The 20,596-nt window shown below is 70.1% G+C and carries 15 protein-coding genes; 2 read left to right on the forward strand and 13 right to left on the reverse strand.

What is annotated here, in order from left to right; genetic code table 11:
* Positions 1–138: 138 nt before the first annotated feature.
* The 13 genes from HT579_07435 to HT579_07495 form a co-directional block, all read right to left on the reverse strand.
* Complete coding sequence (locus HT579_07435; GenBank protein ID QKS28767.1) at positions 139–1,056, reverse strand: DMT family transporter; 918 nt, start codon at positions 1,054–1,056, stop codon at positions 139–141.
* Positions 1,037–1,762, reverse strand: coding sequence for an ABC transporter ATP-binding protein (locus HT579_07440; protein ID QKS31552.1), 726 nt, complete (start codon positions 1,760–1,762; stop codon positions 1,037–1,039). The genes HT579_07435 and HT579_07440 overlap by 20 nt, the downstream gene beginning before the upstream one ends.
* The gene (locus HT579_07445) at positions 1,762–2,601 is read right to left on the reverse strand and encodes an ATP-binding cassette domain-containing protein (GenBank protein QKS28768.1); all 840 of its coding nucleotides are present in this window, start codon (positions 2,599–2,601) and stop codon (positions 1,762–1,764) included. The genes HT579_07440 and HT579_07445 overlap by 1 nt, the downstream gene beginning before the upstream one ends.
* Complete coding sequence (gene livM / locus HT579_07450) at positions 2,598–3,902, reverse strand: high-affinity branched-chain amino acid ABC transporter permease LivM (protein QKS28769.1); 1,305 nt, start codon at positions 3,900–3,902, stop codon at positions 2,598–2,600. The genes HT579_07445 and livM overlap by 4 nt, the downstream gene beginning before the upstream one ends.
* Positions 3,902–4,816: a branched-chain amino acid ABC transporter permease LivH gene (locus HT579_07455; protein QKS28770.1), complete on the reverse strand. Its 915-nt coding sequence runs from the start codon at positions 4,814–4,816 to the stop codon at positions 3,902–3,904. Before HT579_07455 ends, livM begins: the two co-directional genes overlap by 1 nt.
* A 183-nt stretch (positions 4,817–4,999) precedes the next feature.
* Positions 5,000–8,146 (reverse strand): bifunctional proline dehydrogenase/L-glutamate gamma-semialdehyde dehydrogenase PutA, encoded by a 3,147-nt coding sequence (gene putA, locus HT579_07460; GenBank protein ID QKS28771.1) that lies wholly within the window; start codon positions 8,144–8,146, stop codon positions 5,000–5,002.
* A gap of 207 nt (positions 8,147–8,353) precedes the next feature.
* Positions 8,354–9,451, reverse strand: a complete 1,098-nt coding sequence (locus HT579_07465) for a branched-chain amino acid ABC transporter substrate-binding protein (GenBank protein ID QKS28772.1) — start codon at positions 9,449–9,451, stop codon at positions 8,354–8,356.
* Positions 9,448–10,146 (reverse strand): GntR family transcriptional regulator, encoded by a 699-nt coding sequence (locus tag HT579_07470; GenBank protein ID QKS28773.1) that lies wholly within the window; start codon positions 10,144–10,146, stop codon positions 9,448–9,450. The genes HT579_07465 and HT579_07470 overlap by 4 nt, the downstream gene beginning before the upstream one ends.
* A gap of 274 nt (positions 10,147–10,420) precedes the next feature.
* Entirely contained in the window at positions 10,421–11,467 is a 1,047-nt protein-coding gene (locus HT579_07475) for a flippase-like domain-containing protein (protein ID QKS28774.1), read from the reverse strand.
* A gap of 61 nt (positions 11,468–11,528) precedes the next feature.
* The gene (locus tag HT579_07480) at positions 11,529–12,434 is read right to left on the reverse strand and encodes an NAD(P)-dependent oxidoreductase (protein ID QKS28775.1); all 906 of its coding nucleotides are present in this window, start codon (positions 12,432–12,434) and stop codon (positions 11,529–11,531) included.
* On the reverse strand, positions 12,419–13,546 hold the full coding sequence (locus HT579_07485; GenBank protein QKS28776.1) for an ATP-grasp domain-containing protein: 1,128 nt from the start codon (positions 13,544–13,546) through the stop codon (positions 12,419–12,421). The genes HT579_07480 and HT579_07485 overlap by 16 nt, the downstream gene beginning before the upstream one ends.
* Positions 13,543–14,508 (reverse strand): glycosyltransferase family 2 protein, encoded by a 966-nt coding sequence (locus HT579_07490; protein ID QKS31553.1) that lies wholly within the window; start codon positions 14,506–14,508, stop codon positions 13,543–13,545. The genes HT579_07485 and HT579_07490 overlap by 4 nt, the downstream gene beginning before the upstream one ends.
* Positions 14,509–14,548: 40 nt before the next feature.
* Positions 14,549–16,186 carry a glycosyltransferase family 39 protein gene (locus tag HT579_07495; GenBank protein ID QKS28777.1) on the reverse strand — a complete coding sequence of 546 codons (1,638 nt, stop codon included), beginning with the start codon at positions 16,184–16,186 and terminating at the stop codon, positions 14,549–14,551.
* Between the two features lie 396 nt (positions 16,187–16,582).
* Here HT579_07495 and HT579_07500 point away from each other — a divergent pair, with 396 nt between their 5' ends.
* Positions 16,583–19,429 (forward strand): hypothetical protein, encoded by a 2,847-nt coding sequence (locus HT579_07500; protein ID QKS28778.1) that lies wholly within the window; start codon positions 16,583–16,585, stop codon positions 19,427–19,429.
* Positions 19,430–19,464: 35 nt separating this feature from the next.
* Positions 19,465–20,595 (forward strand): MBL fold metallo-hydrolase, encoded by a 1,131-nt coding sequence (locus tag HT579_07505; protein QKS28779.1) that lies wholly within the window; start codon positions 19,465–19,467, stop codon positions 20,593–20,595.
* Position 20,596 lies beyond the last annotated feature (1 nt).

Genomic DNA, 20,596 nt, shown 5'->3' on the forward strand with positions numbered 1-20,596 from the left:
CCACTGCCACTCTGAAACGCCGCGCAGCGGCGTTTTGCGGGGCGCGCAGCGCCCCGCGCGCGCGATCGGGGGGGCCGTGCTTGGCGGCGGCGCGTGTTGCCGGCGCCGCCGACTGGCGATGCCGGCAGCAGGCCGCCGTCAGCGCCCTTCGCCGCGCGCCGCGAGGTAGATGCCGGCGAGCAGGAGGACGAAGCCGACCCCCTGCACGAAGGCGAACGATTCGCCGAAGAAGAGCCAGGCGAGGAGTGCGCTGCCGACCGGCTCGCCGAGCGTGACGACGGCGATGAAGGTCGGCGAGACGTGCTTCAGCGACCAGTTGTACGAGCTGTGGCCGAGCAGTTGCGGGCCGACCGCCATGCCGACGGCGACGAGATACGCGGCCGAGCTGTAGCCCGCAAGCGGGGTGCCGCTGCCCAGGCACGCGAGGACGAGGAAGAGCGCGGCGCTGCCGTAGGCGAGCCAGACGTAGGCGGGCAGCGGCAGGTTGGCGCGCAGCCGGCGGCCGAGCAGCAGATAGGCGGAAAAGCACCAGCTGCCGGCGACGGCGAGGAAGTTGCCGAGCAGCGGGTTGCTGCCGGCGTTGCTGCTGCGGCTGTCGCTCCAGAAGATCAGCAGGCTGCCGCTGAGCGAGACGACGATGCCGACGCTCGTCAGCCGGCCGGGCCGCTCGCCGAAGAGCAGGAACGAGGCCATGCCGATCCACAACAGGTTGGTCGTCACCAGCGCCGTGCTGCTCGCCACCGAGGTGTATTCGAGCGAGCTGATCCAGGTCGCGAAGTGCAGCGCGAGAAAGAAGCCGGCAGCCGCGGTGAGCAGCGCCTGCCGCCCGCCCAACGAGCGCAGCGTGCGCGTCGACTGCCAGAGCGCGAGCGGTGTGATGAGCAGTGCCGCCAGACCCAGGCGGAGCGTCGCGATGGCCAGCGACGGCAGCCCCTCGGCCTGTGCGAAGCGCGCCAGGATGGCGCCGAAGGAGATCGCCAGGAGGCCGACGGCGAGAACCAGGAACGGCAGCCAGCGGGGCGGCGCGCCCGCCTGCTCAGGTGGCTCGGGCGGCATGGCCTCCTTCGAGATAGGCCGCGTGCACCTCCGGATTCTCGAGCAGTTCGCGACCCGTGCCGGCGAGGATGATCTGCCCGTGCTGCAGGACGTAGCCGCGGTGCGCGACGCGCAGCGCGTGGTGGGCGTTCTGCTCGACGAGGAGGATCGTCATGCCGTGCTCGCGATTGAGTTCGCGGACGATCTGGAAGATCTTCTTGATGTAGAGCGGCGCCAGACCGAGCGAGGGCTCGTCGAGCAGCAGCAGTTGCGGGCGGCTCATCAGCGCGCGGGCGATCGCCAGCATCTGCTGCTCGCCGCCGGAAAGGGTGCCGGCGCGCTGCTGGCAGCGTTCCTCGAGAATCGGGAAGAGGACGTACATGCGCTTCAGGTCGACGGCGAAGTTCGCCTCCTCGCCGAGCACTGCGCCCATCTGCAGGTTCTCGAGCACCGTCATGCGGGGGAAAATCCGTCGTCCTTCGGGGACCAGGGCGATGCCGCGGCGGGCGATGTCGTGCGTGGCGAGGCGGGTGATGTCCTCGCCATCGAAGACGATGCGCCCGCCGGAGGCGCGCGGCTGGCCGAAGATGGTCATCATCAGCGTCGACTTGCCGGCGCCGTTGGCGCCGATCAGCGTCACCACTTCGCCGACCTGTACCGACAGATCGACCCCGTGCAGCGCGTGGATGGCGCCGTAGTGGGCGTGTACGCCCCCCAGTTCGAGCATCATGGGCGTACCCCCGCGGCGAGTTCCTCGTCGGCATCTTCCTCGCCGAGATAGGCCTTGATCACGTTCGGGTCGCGCTGCACTTCGGCCGGCGATCCCTCGGCGATCTTGCGGCCGTAGTTGAGGACGCAGATGTGGTCGGAGACGTTCATGACGACGCTCATGTCGTGCTCGATGAGCAGGATGGCGATGCCCTCGTCGCTCGCCAGGTGCTTGAGCAGGACGTTGAGCTCGGCCGACTCGCGCGGGTTGAGGCCGGCCGCCGGCTCGTCGAGGCAGAGCAGCAGCGGGTCGACGCAGAGCGCGCGGGCGATCTCGATGCGCCGCTGCATGCCGTAGGGCAGCGCGCCGGCGGCGGTATCGGCCTTGTCGATCAGGTGCAGCCGCGTCAGCCAGCCGACCGCCTTGTCGATCGCCGCCTGCTCGGCACGGCGGTAGCCGGGCAGGCCGAGGAGGCCGGCGAGCGAGAAGCGCGAGGCGCTCTGCAGCATGTTGTGCTGGGCGACGATCAGGTTCTCGAGCACCGTCATCTGCGGGAACAGCCGGATGTTCTGGAAGGTGCGGACGACCTGCGCCTTGCGCGCCACCTCGTGGCTCGCCAGTTGCTCGAGGCGCATGCTGCCGCGCCGCGGATGGTTGAGACGGACGCTGCCGGTCGTCGGCTTGTAGAAACCGGTCAGGCAGTTGAAGAAGGTCGTCTTGCCGGCGCCGTTGGGGCCGATGACGCCGGTGATGCGGCGCGCGCCGACGTCGAGCGACAGGTCGTCGATCGCCAGCAGGCCGCCGAAGCGCATCGTCAGCCGTTCGACGCTGAGCAGCGGAGCGGTTGCCGGTGTCATCGCTCGCCTCCCGGCCGGCGATGGCGCAGCGTCGGCTCGCGGTGCGCGAGGATGCCCCCCGGTTTCCAGATCATGATCAGGATCATCGCCGCACCGAAGAGCAGCATGCGGTACTCGGCGAAGTCGCGGCCGAGTTCGGGCAGCAGCACCAGCACCAGCGAGGCGAGGACGACGCCGAGCTGGCTGCCCATGCCGCCGAGGACGACGATTGCGAGGATGATCGCCGATTCGTTGAAGGTGAAGGATTCCGGCGAGATGAAGCCCTGCCGGGCAGCGAAGAAGACGCCGGCGAAGCCGCCGAGCATGGCGCCGAGCGCGAAGGCCGAGAGCTTGACGTTGCGCGCGTTGATGCCCATCGCCTTGCAGGCGATCTCGTCCTCGCGCATCGCTTCCCAGGCGCGGCCGACCGGCAGCCGGCGCATGCGCGAGACGAAGACGTTGGTCAGCAGCGCGAGGCCGAGGATCAGGTAGTAGAGGAAGATGAGGCGCTGGTTCGGCGAGTACTCGAGGCCGAAGAACGAGGCGAAGGTCGGCGCGTCGCCGGGCGGCTTGAACGGCAGGCCGAAGAAGGAGGGCCGCGAAATCGAGGTGATGCCGTTCGGTCCGCCGGATACCTCGGTCCAGTTGACGAGGATGACGCGGATGATCTCGCCGAAACCGAGGGTGACGATTGCCAGGTAGTCGCCGCGCAGCCGCAGCGTCGGCCAGCCGAGGATGATGCCGAAGGCCGCCGCCATCGCCCCGGCGACCGGCAGCGACTGCCAGAAGCCCCAGCCGAGCTGCGTCGACAGCAGGCCGTAGGTGTAGGCGCCGACGGCGTAGAAGGCGACGTAGCCGAGGTCGAGCAGCCCGGCGAGGCCGACGACGACGTTCAGGCCCCAGCCGAGCATGACGTAGATCAGCACCGTCGTCGCCGTATCGACGACGTAGCGGTTGTCGGAGAAGGCGATCGGCAGCAGCAGCGCGACCGCGAGCGCGACCCAGCCGATCCAGGTGAGCAGCGCACCGCCCGCCGCCGGGCGCTGGCTGACGCTGGCCTCGGCTGCCGTCTCGCGCGCCAGGCGGCGCGCCCGCAGGAGGTCCATCGCGTAACGCAGCAGCAGGCGGCCGGCGAAGCAGACGGCGACGAAGGCGAGCAGGGCCGGCCAGCGGGTGGCGACACGCAGCGCGCCGCCGTGGTCGACGGTGGTCAGGCCGATCATCGGAATGCCGAGCAGCAGGGCGATGAGGGCGCTTGCCGCGGCGTCCTTGAGACGTTCCGCCGGCGACGTCGGCTGGCGGGCAACGACCAGCGCGCTCATCAGACCTTCTCCACTTCAGGCCGGCCGAGCAGGCCGGAAGGGCGAAACATGAGCACCAGGATGAGGATGCTGAAGGTCGCCACGTCCTTGTATTCGGCTGACAGGTAGGCGGCCCAGAAGGCTTCGATGAGGCCGATCAGCAGGCCGCCGAGCATGGCCCCCGGCAGCGAGCCGATGCCGCCGAGGACGGCGGCGGTGAAGGCCTTGATGCCGGCGACGAAGCCGATGAAGAAATCGACGACGCCGTAATACACGGTCACCATGACGCCGGCGACGGCGGCCAGCGCCGCGCCGAGCATGAAGGTCAGCGAGATCGTGCGGTCGACGTTGATCCCGAGCAGCGCCGTCATCGTCCTGTCCTGCTCGCACGAGCGCTGCTGGCGGCCGAACGACGTGCTGCCGATCAGCCAGGTGAAGCCGGCCATCAGCGCGATGGTGACGATGACGATGAGAATCTGCGAATAGGCGAGGCGGACGGTGAAGCCGTCGATCGTCAGCAGGTCGATGCCGCCGACGAGGACCGGCGCGATCGGCTTGACGCGCGCGCCCTGCGTCAGTTGCACCATGTTCTGCAGGAAGATCGACATGCCGATCGCCGAGATCAACGGCGCCAGCCGCGTCGAGCCGCGCAGCGGGCGGTAGGCGATGCGCTCGACCGTCCATCCGTAGACCGAGGTGAACAGGACGGCGACCAGCAGCACGAGCAGCAGCGAGAGCGGGATCGAACTGATGCCGAAGCCGGCGAGCAGCGTGAACACGGTCACGGCGATGAAGGCGCTGACCATGTAGATGTCGCCGTGCGCGAAGTTGATCATGCCGATGATGCCGTAGACCATCGTGTAGCCGATGGCGATCAGGCCATAGACGGCCCCGAGGGTGAGGCCGTTGATCAGTTGTTGTAAGGCCAGTGCCATGAGCTTGCTCCTCCTCCTTGCCACAGGCGCTCGCGCGCTGTGCTGGTTGTCTCGGCCACGGGTGGCCAGGGTGCCGGGTCGCCGTCTCAGCGGCGGCGAATCGCGGCCATCAGGCGCCTGGCGTCGCCGTCCGCCGCCGACTGACGAAGCCGGATGCGTTCGCCGGCATTCGTCCGCCGGCGCTCACTCGTCACCGGCATCGAGCGCCATCAGCCCCGCATTGCCGCCGGCAGCCGTGGTATCGACGCTTAGCGTGCGCTCGCAGGCAAAGCGGTAGAGGTAGTGCGGGCCGCCGGCCTTCGGTCCGGTTCCCGACAGGCCCTCGCCGCCGAAGGGTTGCACGCCGACGACGGCGCCGATGATGTTGCGGTTGACGTAGGTGTTGCCGACGTGCAGGCGGCTGGTGATGCGCTGGATGGTCTCGTCGATGCGGCTGTGAATCCCCAGCGTCAGCCCGTAGCCGGTGTCGGCGATGGCGGCGCAGACGGCGTCTAGGTCCTCGGCGCGCCAGCGGATGACGTGCAGGATCGGCCCGAAGACCTCGCGCTCGAGGCGGCCGAGGCTGTCGATCTCGTACGCGCGCGGGGCGAAGAAGCTGCCGTGCCGGGTGGCTTCCTCGTCGAGGCTGCAGGTGTGGATCGGCAGCGCGAAGCTGTCGAGCCAGCGGGCATGCGCCTGCAGCACCTGCCGTGCCGGTTCGTCGATCACCGGCCCGACGTCGGTGTCCAGATCGGCCGGGTTGCCGATGCGCAGTTCCTGCATGGCGCCAGCGAGCAGTTCGCACACCCGGTCGGCGATGTCGGCCTGGATGAACAGCACGCGCAGCGCCGAGCAGCGCTGGCCGGCGGAGTTGAAAGCCGAGGCGACGACGTCGCGAACGATCTGTTCCGGCAGCGCCGAGGAATCGGCGATCAGCGCGTTCTGACCGCCGGTCTCGGCGATCAGCGGCAGCAGCGGGCCGTCCTTCGCGGCGAGCGTGCGGGCGATCAGCCGTGCCACCTCGGTCGAGCCGGTGAAGGCAACGCCGGCGCACTCGCGGCCGGCGACCAGAGCCGCACCGATGCGTCCGTCGCCGGGCAGGAAGGCGAGCGCAGCGGCGGGGATGCCGGCACTGTGCAGCAGTTCGACCGCCAGCGCCGCCACCAGCGGCGTCTGCTCCGCCGGCTTGGCGACGACGCAGTTGCCTGCGGCGAGCGCCGCCGCGACCTGGCCGACGAAGATGGCGAGGGGGAAGTTCCACGGGCTGATGCAGACGAAGACGCCACGGCCATGCAGCGACAGGCTGTTGCGCTCGCCGGTCGGGCCCGGCAAATGGATCGGCTCGGAGAATTTCTCCTTCGCCTGTGCAGCGTAGTAGCGGCAGAAGTCGATCGCCTCGCGCACCTCGGAGACGGCGTCGGCCTGCGTGCGTCCGCCTTCGCGCACGAGCAGCGCGACGAGTTCGGGCAGGCGCCCCTGCATCAGGTCGGCGGCGCGCAGCAGCGCCGCCGCGCGCGCGCCCGCCGGCGTCGCCTCCCAGGCCGGGAACGCCGCCTGCGCTGTCGCCAGCGCCTGGCTGACGTCGTCCACGCTGGCCTCGATGACCAGCCCGACGAGGTCGCGGTCGTCGGCCGGCGAGGGTACCGGACGGCTGGCGCCGGCGCGCGCGCGGCCGGCGATCAGCGGCGCCGCGACGTAGCTGACGCGCGTGCTGTGTTCGATCGCGTGCCGCAGGTCATCAAGGGTCGTCTTGTCGTTCATGTCCAGTCCTTCGCTGTTGGCGCGCTCGGCGCCGAAGAGGTCGCGCGGCAGGGGAATCCGCGTCTGGCGCTTGCTTGCCAGGGCGGCGGCCTTCTCGACCGGGTCGGCAATCAGCGTGTCGATCGGCAGATCGGCGTCGGCGATGCGATTGACGAACGACGAGTTGGCGCCGTTTTCGAGCAGTCGGCGAACCAGGTACGCGAGCAGGTCCTCATGGCTGCCGACCGGCGCGTAGACGCGGCAGGCGCGTCCCCATCTGTCGTCGCCGACGATCTGGTCGTAGAGTTCCTCGCCCATGCCGTGCAGGCGCTGATACTCCCACTCGTCGCTGCCGCCGGCGCTGATCGCCAGTTCGGCGACGGCCGCCAGGGTGTGGGCGTTGTGCGTCGCAAACGCCGGGTAGAACGCCTGCGGATCGGCGAACAGGCGGCGCGCACAGGCGAGGTACGAGAGGTCGCTCGAAACCTTGCGCGTGAACACCGGGTAGTCGACGAGCCCGCGCTCCTGCGCCAGCTTGATCTCGGCGTCCCAATAGGCTCCCTTGCACAGGCGCACCATCAGCCGCCGCCGGCCGCGGTGGGCGAGGTCGGCGAGCCAGTCGAGCAGCGGCAGGGCGCGTTTCTGGTAGGCCTGGACGGCCAGCCCGAGGCCGTTCCAGCCGGCCAGTTCGGAGTCCAGCGCCAGCGCCTCGATGAGGTCGAGCGAGATCTCGAGACGATCGGCTTCCTCGGCGTCGATCGTGAAGCCGATGTTGCGCGCCCTGGCGCGCACCGCGAGTTCCTTGACTGCCGGCAGGAGTTCGTGGCGCACCCGCTGCTCGTTCGCCACCTCGTAACGCGGGTGCAGTGCCGACAGCTTGATCGAGATCGATGGCGCCTCGAAGGCCGGGCGGCCAGCGGCGGCGTCGCCGATGGCGGCGATCGCGTCGCTGTACGATTCGAAGTAGCGCAGGGCGTCGGCGCTGCTGCGCGCCGCCTCGCCCAGCATGTCGTAGGAATGGCGGTAACCGGCCTTCTCGGCGTTGTGCGCGCGCTCGATCGCTTCGTGGATGTTGCGCCCCATGACGAACTGGCGGCCGAGGATGCGCATGGCGGTGATCACCGCCTGCCGGATGACCGGTTCGCCGGCGCGCGCGACCAGCCGCTTCAGCGTGCCGCCGAGATTGCGGTCCTGGTTGTCGAGATTGACGATGCGGCCGGTCAGCATCAGCGCCCAGGTGCCAGCGTTGACGAAGGTGCTGTGCGAGGCGCCGAGTCGCTTTTCCCATTCGGTGTTGCCGATCTTGTCGCGGATCAGTCGATCGACGGTCGCCGCGTCGGGAATCCGCAGCAGCGCCTCGGCGAGACACATGAGGACGACGCCCTCGCGCGACGAGAGGTCGTAGGTGGCGAGGAAGGCGTCGATGCCGCCGGTCTTGAGACGACTGTCGCGTACCGTCTGCACCAGCGGTGCCGCCCGCGCGTGGATTCCCCGTTGCTCGGAGCGGCTGCAGCGGGCGAGCGCGACGAGTTCATCGACGACCCGCGCTTCGTCGATGCGGTGGTATTCGCGCAGCCGCTGGCGCAAGGATTGGGTGTGGGCTTCGCTCATGCTGCTGTCCAGTAGGGTCGGCGACGCCAGCCGGCGTCGCGCGGGGTTGGCCATGGCACCGCCGGCTGCCGGCGGGCGCCTTCACCCGCCAGCCGGAACGTTGACCGGCCGGCCTCGCCGCGACGAGGCCGGCGCCGCGGGCCGGCGATGCGGAACCTGCCGTGCCATGCCCGGCCGGGCGCGACGCGACAGGGGCGGTTCACTGCCTCACTTCTTCACGTAGTCGTACTGGCCGCCCTTCCACTGGTAGACCATGAAGCCGGGCAGCTTGTTGTCGCCCTTGGCGTCGAAGCCGAGCTTGCCGATGACGGTGTCGAAACTGCCTTCACGCAGTGCCTTCTCCATGTCGGCGTACTTGGTGCTCTTGGCCTTGGTGGCCGCTTCGGCGAAGAGTTGCATGGCGGCGTAGGCGTACATCACGTAACCTTCGGGTTCGACCTTGGCGTCGCGGAACTTCTTCACCACGCCGGCGGCGGCGGGGTTCTTGCGCGGATCGGGCGCGAAGGTGAAGAGGACGTTGTCGGCCGCCGGGCCGGCAGCGGTGACGAGTTCCGAGTTGGTCATCGTGTCGCCGCCCATGACCGTCAGCTTCAGCCCTGCCTGTTGCGCCTGCCGCAGGATGAGCGCCACTTCGGTGTGGTAGCCACCGAATGCCATCACGCTGACGCCGGCCGACTTGAGCTTGCTGACCAGACCGGAGTAGTCCTTCTCGCCGGCGGTGATCGACTCGCGCAATGCCGGCTTGACGCCCTTCGCCTCCATCGCCTTGGCGATCTCGTCGGCGAGGCCCTTGCCGTAGGCGCTCTTGTCGTCGACAACGGCGATCTTCTGGCCCTTGAAGTGCTCGGCGAGGAAGGCGCCGGCGACCAGTCCCTGCTGGTCATCGCGGCCCATGATGCGGAAGATGTTCTTCAGTCCGCGCTCGGTCACCTGCGGGTTGGTCGATACCGTCGCCATCGGGATCTGGGCTTCATTGTAGACGTCGGAGGCCGGGATCGTCGAGCTCGAACACCAGTGCCCGTGCATGAAGCTGATCTTCTTGTTGACCATCGTGTTCGCCACCGACACCGCCTGCTTCGGGTCGCAGGCATCGTCGCCGACTTCGAGCTTCAGCTTCTGGCCGAGGACCCCGCCCTTGGCGTTGATGTCGGCGATCGCCATTTCCGCGCCCTTGCGGATCTGGTCGCCGGCCGAGGCATACTGGCCGGTCATCGGGCCGGCAATGGCCACCACGATGTCGGCGTAGACGCTGGTGGCGGCCAGCGAAAGCAGCCCGAGACTGGCTGCCAGGATTTGTTTCTTCATCGGTTTCCTCCTTGGTTACGGTGGTCGTTGAGATAAGTGACGAGTGACGCACCCGCATCGAGCACGTGCGCCCGAGTGAGTTCTGCCGCCGCGTCGGGGTCCCGGCGGACGAACGCGTCGAGTATCTCGGCGTGTTCCTGCCGGGTCTTGGGCATTTCGGTGGTGACCGACAGCAGTGCGCGCACGTAGCGCTCGACCCGGTTGTACAGCGAGCGAATCTCGCCGAGCAGGATCGGCCGTGCGGCTGCCGCGTAGAGCGTCGAGTGGAACAGCCAGTTCAGCTCGCCCCAGCGACGGCTGTCGGCGGCGCGCGCGAATTCCGCGAGGTGCTGGCGTGCCTCGTCGATCGCCGGCTGGCCGATGAGTGGCGCGGCCAGGCGCGCCGCGCGGGCTTCGAGCAGGGCGCGGATCTCCATGTACTCGCTGATCTCCGCCGCCGACAGCGAGGCGACGACGACGCCGCGGTTGCGCAGGAAGGTGACCAGCCCCTTGGCCTCGAGGTGTTTCAGCGCTTCGCGAACGGGAATCTTGCTGACGTGGAAGTGGGCGGCGATCTCGTCCTGTCGCAGCAGTTCGCCGGCCGGCAGCAGGCCATCGACGATCGCCTTCTTCAGGGTCTGCGCGACGTGATCGGACGCGCTCAGGCGCGGCACTTTCTGGGCAGTGACCAACTCGAGGGCTGAAGGCGTCGGCAAGAGGCTGTACTCCGCAGCTGAACGCCGAATATCGTATACGATATAAACGGCAAGGCGTGACCATACAGGCGGATTCCGCGTCTGGCAAGCTGCACTGCAACATGTGTTGCCGCTGGCGGCTGGCGGCCGCGAGCGGCATGGCGCAGCCGCGTCCTCCGGGCGGTTGCGACGACCGCGGATGCAGGCGGGTGCAGGATCCGGGCTCTGGTCGCCGGTCAACGATGACGCGGCGCCGCCGGATGGCTCGCTGCCGTTGCCCGCAGCCGCCGTCGGTTCAGTCGCCCGGACGTCTGCCGGCAGGCGGACTGCGCTGGCCGACCACCGCTGCGGCGGCTGCGCCGGGTCGCTGGCCGCCGCCGCTGGCGTCTGCCAGCCTGCCGCCGCCGGCGAGATGGGCGAGGCCGCCGACGGCGCCGACGAGAACGCGATTGAGGAAGACCGTCAGTGCCAGCAGGGCGGCGGCCGAGGAACTCACTCCGGACTGTGCCAGGACGAACGCCATCGTTCCCTCGCGTACGCCCAGGCCGCCTGGTGACAGCGGCAGCACCGTTGCCAGATGAACCAGTGGCATCGTGACCAGCAGGACCGGCAGGCCGAGGTCGATGGCGAGGGCGCGGCCGATCGCATGGACGACGATGATGTCGATCAGCTGGAAGGTGAGCGACAGGACGAGCGCCAGCAGCAGGCCGGCAGTGCCGATGCGGCGCAGCGCGCCGGTAACGGCGCGCAGGCGGGCGATCAGCGCAGCCGGCAGGGACGGGGGGACCGCCGCCGCTGCGGGCCACCTGTCGTCGAGCCAGCGCAGGCAGCGCGGCAGGGTGAGGAGCGCACCGACGAGCAGCAGGCAGACGGCGGGCAGCCAGGCGGGAACGCCGGCAACGGCGTCGCCGCCGACGATGCCGCTGCCCAGGCTGAGGATCGCCAGCAGGGCGGCGACGCCGAGCGCCCGTTCGGCGACGACCGTGGTCGTCGCCAGCGCCAGTGGTGCGCGCGCTTCGCGGCTGCACAGCCAGATCCGCGCGGCATCGCCAGCGATGACTCCGGGCATCGCCAGGCCGCAGAAGACGCCGACCAGGTAGGCCCGGTAGGCGGCCAGGAGGGGGTAGTGCAGGCCGACCGCCGCCAGCAGCCGGGTCCAGCGCAGCGCCGCCGGCAGGAATCCGGCGAGCGACAGGAGCCAGGCTGCAGCCAGCCAGCGCAGGTCGGCCGCGGCCCAGACGCCGGCTGCTGCGGGCCAGTCGACCAGCGCCACGACAGCGGCGAGGGCGGCACCGGCGACGACGAACTGCAACCCGAGCAGCAGGCGACGACGGTTGCTCACCCGGCTGCCCGGCGGTACACGCGGGCGGCGGTCGGCCGCCGCTCGGCGACTGCCGCGCCGGTCATCCGACGCCTTGCCGGCGCAGTTCGTCGAGCGCCGCCGACAGGCTCCACTGCCCCTGCCAGCCGAGTTGCCGCCGGGCACGTTCGCAGTCCATGAACTGGCTGCCTGTATCGTCCGGGCGCGTCGGGTCGAGCCAAAGCCCGGCAGGGTTGCGGAAGACCTCGTTGATCGTCTCCGCCACCTCGCGGTTGGAGAAGGCGCGCCCGCCACCGATGTTGTAGACGCCGCCGGGGCGGTCATCGCCGAGCGTCAGCAGGATGGCGTTGGCCACATCCTCCACATAGACGAGATCGCGCGCCGCCATGCCGCTGCCCCACAGCAACAGCCTCTGCTGGCGCCGGGCGCGGGCGATGAACTGCAGCAGCATGCCCTGTCGTCTACTCCGGTCGTCGCCGATGATCTGTGCGATGCGCAGGGCGACAACGCGCATGCCGCCCTGCTCGCCGTAGAGCGCCGCCAGGTGTTCGCAGGCGAGCTTGCTGATGCCGTAATGGCTCGTCGGCGCCGGCAGGTCGCTTTCCTGCCAGGGCTGCGGGTTGTGCCGCGCGTAGACGGCGATCGACGAGGCGAGACAGAAGCTCCCGACGCCGTTCTCCAGCGCGGCGATGAGGAGATTCTCGGTGCTGCGGACGTTGGCCTCGAAGTACGACTGGCAGCCGTTGCGGTCGGCCTCGGGGTTGGCCCGCAGCGCACCGAGATGGATCACGGCCTCGACGTCGCGCAGCGCCAGCCGCAGATCGTCGCGGCTGTAGTCGGTGGGGCGCAGGTCGATCCCGGGCGGCGTTGGCGCCGGCGCTGCCGCGTTGCCGCGGCCGAGGGCGACGACCTGGTCGCCGCGGCCGGCAAGCTGGCGCAGGCACGCGCCGCCCAGCATGCCGCTGGCGCCGGTCAGCGCGATGCGCATGCCGGCTCCCGCAGCAGGAAATAGCCGACTTTCTCGAGGTGGCCGTTGACCGCCGCGACGATGTCGCCCTCTTGCAGGTAGAACTCGTTGTAGAGGGCCGCTCGCGGCGGTTGATGCGGCGCACGCGAGGACGGCTCGCCGGGCGTTTGCAGGAAGAAGTGCAGGCTGAGATCGTCGGCTCGCCGCGGTCCGTCGAGGGCGCGCAGCGGTTCCCCCGCCAGCAGCTGGAAACTGGCCGCCAGCAGGTCGATGCCCCGCGCCTCCAGGATCAGGCGCCAGATGTGGCAGCCGTCGAGGCGCGGCGTAATCTCGATGATGCGCGGTCCGCAGCGGGTGAGCTTCATCTGCAGATAGACCGGGCCGTTCTCGATTCCCAGCGCCCGCACGCATCGTTCGGCGAGTTCCCGAGCCTCGGCGAGCACCGTCTCGCTGCCGCTCTGCGCCGGCAGCACGTGCCCGCGCGGGATTCCGCCCGGGAAGTCGGTGACCACCAGGCGGTCGGAAAGCTCATTGACGACGATCTTGCCGCCGACGACGAAGACGTTGGCCGAGACCTCGGGGCCGTCGAGAAGCTCCTCGACGATGGCGGTGGCGCAGCGCGATGCCGCGAGTGCCGGCTTCAGGCACGCCAGGAGTTCGCCCATCGAGTCGGCGCGGCCGACGCCGCGCTGCCCCTGGCTGTCGGCCGGTTTGACGATCGCCGGGAAGTGGTCCCAGCCGGTGGCGTCGGCGCGCCTTCGCAGTTGCCGGTAGCTGACCGGGCTGATGTGGTGACTTCGCAGGTGGTCGCGCAGGCTGACCTTGTTCTGCGTCAGGTCGGCCTGCGCGGGCGAGATGAAGCGGCGCAGTCCGAGGGCCGTGGCGACCCTTGCGACCGCCGGCATGGCGAGGTCGGAACCGACCGAATAGACGAGTTCGACCCCTTCACTGCGCGCCAGCCCTTCGAGTGCCGGGACGTCGGTGATGTTGATCTGCCGGAACTCGTGCACCAGGGACAGCCCCGGACCATCGCGCAGGTAGCTGCAACCGATCACCCACCAGCCGGCGTTCCTGAGGTAATGGATGGCGTCTACCTGCGCGGCGCCGGTGCCGAGGATGAGAGCCTTCCTCATGGATCCTGGTTCTCCAGTCGTGGTGTTGGGCCCGTTTCCGTGCGGATGACGAAGGCGGGTCTTCCCAGCGTGCGGAAGTGCATGCGGGCGAGGTACTCGCCAACGACGCCGATGGCGAACAGCTGCAGTCCGGCGAAGAGCGCGATCATCGCGGCAATCAGGGTCAGTCCGGTGGGCTGGCTGTCGGCGGTCAGCATCTGCAGCAGCAGCCAGAAGAGCAGCCCGAGGCCAAGCGTTGCCGACAGCAGTCCGAGGACGCTGGCCAGGCGCAGCGGCAGCGTCGAATAGCCGGTGATCATGCCGAGGGTGACTGCCAGCAGCTTGCCCAGGTCGTACCCCGAGCGCCCCTGCCGGCGCGGATGATGATCGACGGCGACGCAGGCCACCCGGTCCGCGCTCCAGGAGAGGAGGACGTCGATCGACACCTGGGCGTCGCGAAAGCCGGCGAATCCTTCCCTGAGTTCGGCGCGGAACATGCGGAAGGCGCTGCTCTTTTCCGCCATCTCCGCCCCGAGAGCGGCCCGTACGGCGCGCTTGGTCAGGCGTGAAGCGAGGTTGCGCCAAGGCGAGTGTTCGCGCCGCTGCGGCTTGCCGTAGGCGACATCGTTGCCTTCGGCGATTGCCGCCAGCAGTTTCGGCAGTTCCTCCGGTGGGTGCTGCAGGTCGTCGTCCATGGTGACGATGATCGAATTCCGTGCCCGGGTGATGCCGGCGAGCAGCGCATTGTGCTGGCCGTAGTTGTGCATCAGGTCGAGCCCCCGCACTTGCGGTTCACTCCGTGCCAGGGCTTCGATCAGCTGCCAGCTGCGATGCCCGCTGCCATCGTTCACCAGGATCAGCTCGAGGCCGGAGACCAGCGGCGACAGGGCGGCCTGCACCCGGCTGACGAGTTCGTGCAGGCTCTCGCCGCTGCCGAAAACCGGTACGACGATCGAGACCGAAGGCGGTGGCGCGGCCGGCATCGGTGGATTGCTGCTGGCGGCGGTGGGGGCTGTGCTCATCTCAGCCACATCCCTGCGCCGGAACCCGGTAGACGTATGCCGGCCGCGGCTGCGTCAGCGAAGCCAGCGCCGGCCGGGCACGCACCGCCAGCGTCTCGGGCAGCAGCGCGGTGAAGGCAGCGAACTGCCGCAGCAGCAATGGACCCAGGCCGTAAGCCGAGGGTTGCAGGACGCCTTCGCCGATCCAGCACGCGGGCACCTCGCTGATGTCGCGCAGCGGCTCGTCGCGAGCCCAGCTCAAGGTCTCGGTGTCGATCACCGCGTAGCGCGGCGCCGTCGGCGCCGTCGGTGATGCGCCGCCCTCGCCGTCGGCGCCTGCCAGCAGGTCGGCGATGGGACGGATCTCGGCAAGCGCCGCTTGCGGCTGCACCAGGCGGGCGAAGTGCGCCGCGCGAACGGCGTTGGTGTTGCCGTAGACCTCGGCGTCGGCGTGTGCCCGGGCGAATTCGACGGTCGCCTTGCTGTTCGCGGTAAACACGTGGATCAGGCTCTGTTGCATCGCGGTCAGCAAGAGCGCCGGCCCGGCGACGAGCAGCAGCAGGATCAGGAACGGTACGCCGCGGGCGCGGGCCAGCGCGTAGCCGGCGAGGAGCGTCAGCGGCGCGACGAAGATCAGCATGTAGTTCGTCTGCTTCGGGATCAGGACGAGCGGATTCCAGGAAGCGACGAAGAGCGAGAAGATGAGCAGCAGCCCTGCCGCCCACCAGAGGAGGAAGCGCATCGCGTCGTCGTCGTCGGTCGCGCCCCGGCGGCGGCGCAACCACCAGACGAAGGGGGCAGCCAGCGCGAGGTGGAAGACGATCCAGGTGTGGTAGACCCTGGCCAGCAGATAGACGAGATAATAGCCGGCGGAGACATGGAACGGATCGGCGGCGGCCGCCGCCGCCCGGTCGACGCCGGTGTGCCGGGCGCGCATCGCTTCGACGAGGAAGAAGAAGTCGCCGCTGAGGAAGTGGAACAGGAGGCAGTTGGCGGCGATCATCAGGCAGCAGGCACCGGCCATCAACAGCCAGCGCCGGTCCCAGCGCCGGACGAGAAGAGGATGGAAGGCAAAGACCGCCAGGTAGATGATGGCGTGCGGCTTGATCCAGAAGCTGCATCCCGCTGCCAGGCCGGCGATGAAAAAGCTCCGGCCATCGCGGTGGCGCTCGCCGTGCCAGAAGAACAGGAAACTGGCGGTGATCATCAGCGCCAGCGGCGCGTCGGCCATCAGGCGTCCGGCGTAGTGTGCGTGCAGCGGCAGCAGCGCCAGCAGCAGCGCGGCAAGGACCGCTGCGCGCAGGCCGAGCAGTTGGCGGCCGAAATGAAACACCAGTGCGACCTCGCCCAGCGAGCAGAGCAGCGGATAGGCGTTGGCGACCAGCTCGTGGCGGCCGAAGAGGAAGGCCATCGCGGCCAGCGGCAGGTTCATGCCGTAACGGTTGCTGCCGACGTAGCTCGAGACTTGCCAGTCGCCGTCGAGCAGCCGGTAGGCGTTGGCGACGTAGGTCACCTCGTCGGAGCCGAAGAAGCCGGTGTAGAAGGCCAGTCTGACCGCCAGGGCGATCGCCAGCAGGCCGGCGAAGGCGAGCCAGTCCGCAGCGGTCGTTGCGCGTGGGCCGCTGGCGGCGAGTGCCGGCACCGCGTCGGCGGTGCTCATCGTTCTCCTCCTCTGCGTTGCTTTTCGTTCATCGTCTGACCATTGGCGGTGAAGCAAGGGGATGGCGGCCGTCGGCCGCAGTTCCAGGTGGCGCCGGCCTGGCTTGGCCGGCGCCATTCGTTCCGAGCGGCGCAAGTATAGGAGAGCCTGCGCGACGGGAAGCGGCATTACTTCTCGTTGCAGTCGCCGACAGCCGGCCGCGGGCCGACAGTCTGCGGCACAACTGGCGGCGGCCGTGCGGCGGGCGCGCAGCCGCCGCGATTTGCAGCATAATCCTTGTTGCCGGGTACCGCCGCCGGGTTTGCGCGCACTCCCCGGCAGGCGGCAGGCGGGTGCGCGGCGGTTCGGGCAGTGGCGGCCGCGTGGCGATGAGCAAGGGATGGCAGGGAGGGACGGATGAGCCGATCGCTGTTCGGGGCCTGGGGTGCCGGTCTGCCGCAGGAGTCGTTCGCCCGCGCCGTGGCTGCCGCGGCGCTGCTCGGTGTCACGCGCGACGGGCCGCCGCCGCTGGTCGCCGCGCGCAGCCTTGGCGCCGCCGCTGGCGAAGTCGCCGTCCTGCGGGTGGAGCACCTCGTCGCAATGTTGTCGGCGATCGCCGGCGGTGGCGCCGCGCTGCCGCCGGCGGCGGAGTTCGTCGCGGCCTGGGATGCCTTCAGCGCGTGCCGCCTGCAGGGCCGGGATGCCGGGCGCGCGCTGCTGCGGCTCGAGATCGAGCCGCTGCCGGGCGCCGATCGGCCGCCCGTGGTGCCGGACGTGCTGTGGCTGTTCGGGCTCCTGCTCGGCAGTGGCGCCGACCTCGCGAGTTCGGCCTATCTGCGCCTGGACGGGCGGCAGCGACCGATCAGCTGGGGCTGGCCGCTGCGTGTCGCTGTGCTCGGCGATGCGCCCGCCGGCGACCTGGCTGCCGCTCTGGCGGCGAGCCGCTGGCCGGATCTGCTGCGGCTCGTCGCCGCGGACGAGGAGTGCGAGCTGCTGCTGTTGCCGGATGACCTGCGACATGGCCTGGCGCGGGTGCTGCAGTCAGCGCGGCGTCTGCGTGCTGCCTGCGTGCTGGTCCTCGGCGGCGCGGGCACCGCCGGCGAGCGAATCCTGCCCCTCGTCGGCGCGTTGCGCTCCGAGGTGCTTGGCGGCGGCGTCGGCATCGCCGCCGTCGAGCGCGAGCGGCAGGGCGAGTACGTTGATTCGCTGCTGGCACGGCTTGCCGCCGACATGCCGCTCGATGTGGCGTTGCAACGGGCACTGCCGGCGGCGCAGGATGGCGCCGCCGGCGAACCGGCGCTGCTCGTCGCCTCGCGCCGGCTGGCAGCGGCTGCCCGCCTGACGGCGGCGGCGCAGCGGCTGGCGCGGCAGGTCGATCGCCTGCTGCCGCCCGAGCGGCCGCGGCTCGCCACGGCGGCGGTGCCGCCGGCGAGCCGCGGCGGCGGGCCGCCCGACAGCGAGGCGGCGGCGCTGGCCCGGTCGTTGACCGCCAGCGCCACGCGCAGCTCGTGGGCGAGCGATGCCGGCGACGCCATCGAACTGGCGCGTCTGCGTCGCGCGCTCGAGGGGCGGCTCGGCGCGCGTCTGTTGCCGGCAGCGGACGGCGCCGGCGATGCCGGGGGCACGGCCGGCGAGCAGCGGCGGCTCAACTGCAGCGTCATCGACGTCAGCGACGCGGCGCGGCCGCTGCGGGTCGAGGACCGTCTGGCCAGCGATCGCGCCTACCTGATCGACTTCGACATCGGTTTGCCGCGGGCGACGGCGGCGAGCGCACCGGAGGTCTTTCCGAGCGGCCTGCTGCCGCCGTCGGACGCGGGTCACTGGCTCGACCTGTTCTTCGTGCCGCTCGTACGGAGCGCCAGCGGCCGCCTGCACACACCGCAGCAGGGGCGCCTGTTCCTGCCGCCAGAGGGCGACAGCCCTCCCTGTCGTCTGAGCTTCCGCACGCATGGCGTGCGCGACGAATACCGGGCGCGCATCCTGATCGCCCATGAAACGCGTGTTCTGCAGACGCTGATCCTTTCCTCGCCGCTTGCCGGAACTGCTGGACGTCTCTCGCTGACGGTCGAGAACCGCGTCGCGGCGTCCTTCGACCCGTCGCCGACGGCGCAGCCATTCGACGCCGCCATCGTCGTCAATCATGCGGCCAGCGGTCAGGCGGGTTTCACCACTGTCGTCGGCAGCGAAGTCAGTTTCCGCGAACCGCTCGGCATCGATCGTCTGGTCAGCGAGGTCAAGGCGCTGCTGTCCGCCGAGGCGAGTTTCACCGCCGCGCGCGGGTCGCTCGATGATCCGGCGCTGCTGCAGCTCTTCGACGCGCTCGCGCGTTACGGGCGGTCGCTGCTCAAGGCGCTGCCGGAGCCATTGCAGGGCCGGGTGCCCGCGGGTGCGCGCATCCAGATCGTCGAGGCGCGTGCCGGCGCCTGGCTGCCGGTGGAGATTCTCTACGCGGCAGCTCTGCCACAGGCCGCTGCGCCACTGTGCCCGAACGCGCGCGCGGCGCTGCTCGGCGCAGGCAGCCATGAGCAGTGCGCGCACCGTGACGATCGCGACGTCCATTGTCCACTGCGGTTCTGGGGGCTGAACTGCGTCATCGAGCGACAGCCGGAAATGGCTGCGCCAAGCGGAGCGGATTACACGCTCAGTCTGCCGCAGCCCGGCGACGAGCGTCTCGACGTCCTGCGCTCGGTGCTCGTCGGCGCCAGCAAGCGGGTGCGGGCGCAGGATCTCGGCGACCCCGGTGGCATCGTCGACGCGGTTCGCCAGGTCGCCACGCGCGCGCGCACGGTGCGCGACTGGGCCGAATGGGAGCAGGCCGTCGCCGCGGATTCGCCGTCGCTGCTCCTGCTGCTGCCGCATTCGCAGGAGGATCCGGCGCACCCGGGGATCAGCGGGCTGGAGATCGGCGGAGTGCTGCTGACGCGTCCCGAACTCGAGAGCTCGTACGTTGCCGGGCCGGCTGCCGCCGCGCCGGTGGTGCTGCTGCTCGGTTGCAGCACGCAGCTGAGCGAGGTGCCGTTCCTCAACTTCGTCGAGGCGTTCAAGCGCGAGCGGGCGGCACTCGTCATCGGCACGCTGGCGACGATCCGCGGTCGGCGCGCCGTCGCCTTCGTCGGCGAATTGCTGGCGGGGCTGAAGGCGGCGGCCGGCAGCGAGCAGACCTTCGGCGAGGTCTTTCTCGCCACCCGTCGGCGCCTGCTTGCCGGCGGCGACGGCTTTGCCCTCAGCCTGACCGCCTACGGCGACGTCGGCTGGCGGCTATGAACGGGCGCCCAGGGGCGCCAACGAGGAGTGACGACATGTTTCGCATCGACCTGCTGCCGGCCGAGTACGGCGACGCCATCTGGCTCGAGTACGGGCAACGGCAGCGCATCAACCGCCTGCTGATCGACTGTGGCACGGCGGCGGTGTACCCGCGAATCCGCGAGCGCATCCTGGCGCTGCCGGAGGGTCAGCGGCATTTTGAACTGCTGCTCGTGACGCATGTCGACCTCGACCACATCGGCGGCGCGCTGCCCCTGCTGCGCGAGAGTGCAAGCCTCGGTGCCAGCTTCGGCGAGATCTGGTTCAACGGCTACATGCATCTCAGCCCGGGCGGCGTCGTCCCGGCCGCCGGCGACGACACGCTCGGGCCGCTGCAGGGCGAGGAACTGAGCGACCTGATCGTCGCCAACGGTCGCCAGCGCTGGAATGCTCTGGTGCGCGGCGGCGCGCTGCTGGTGCCGGACACCGGACCGCTGCCGCAGCTCAGCCTGCCGGGCGGCATGCGGCTGACCGTGCTGTCGCCGCGCCAGGAGCAGCTCGACGCGCTCAGGCCGGTCTGGGACGCGGCCTGTCGCAAGGCGGGACTCGTCCCCGGCGTCGCCGCTGCCGACGACGGCAGCCGTCTCGAGGAGGCCGATGCCGAGCAGGAAGGCGACGATCTGCTCGGCGACCCCGATCCCGAGCAACTCGCGGCACGGCCGTACAAGGCGGATCGCGCGCGGCCGAACGGGTCGAGCATCGCCCTGCTGGCCGAGTACGGCGGGCGGCGGGCGCTGCTCACCGGCGACGCCTTCGCCGAGGTGCTGCTCGCTTCACTTGCGCGTCTGGCCGGCAACGCCGGCGGCCGTTTCGCCGTCGACGCCTGCAAGCTGTCGCATCATGGCAGCCGGGGCAACACCAGCAGCGAGCTGGTGCGGGCCCTGCAGTGCCGCAACTGGCTGGTGTCGAGCAACGGCAAGCAGTTCCGTCATCCCGACGCTGAGGCCATCGCGCGCGTGCTGCGCGACGGCGGCGGCGATATCCGCCTGCACTTCAACTATCGCAGCGAGTTCAACGAGATGTGGTCATCGACCGCGCTGCAGCGGCGCTATCGCTACGCCGCCAGCTACCCGGACGGCGCTGCTGCCGGCGTGCAGCTCGACCTGTCGCGAAGAACCCGTCGTTGAC

The sequence above is a fragment of the Candidatus Accumulibacter similis genome, from assembly GCA_013347225.1.
Taxonomy (GTDB): domain Bacteria; phylum Pseudomonadota; class Gammaproteobacteria; order Burkholderiales; family Rhodocyclaceae; genus Accumulibacter; species Accumulibacter similis.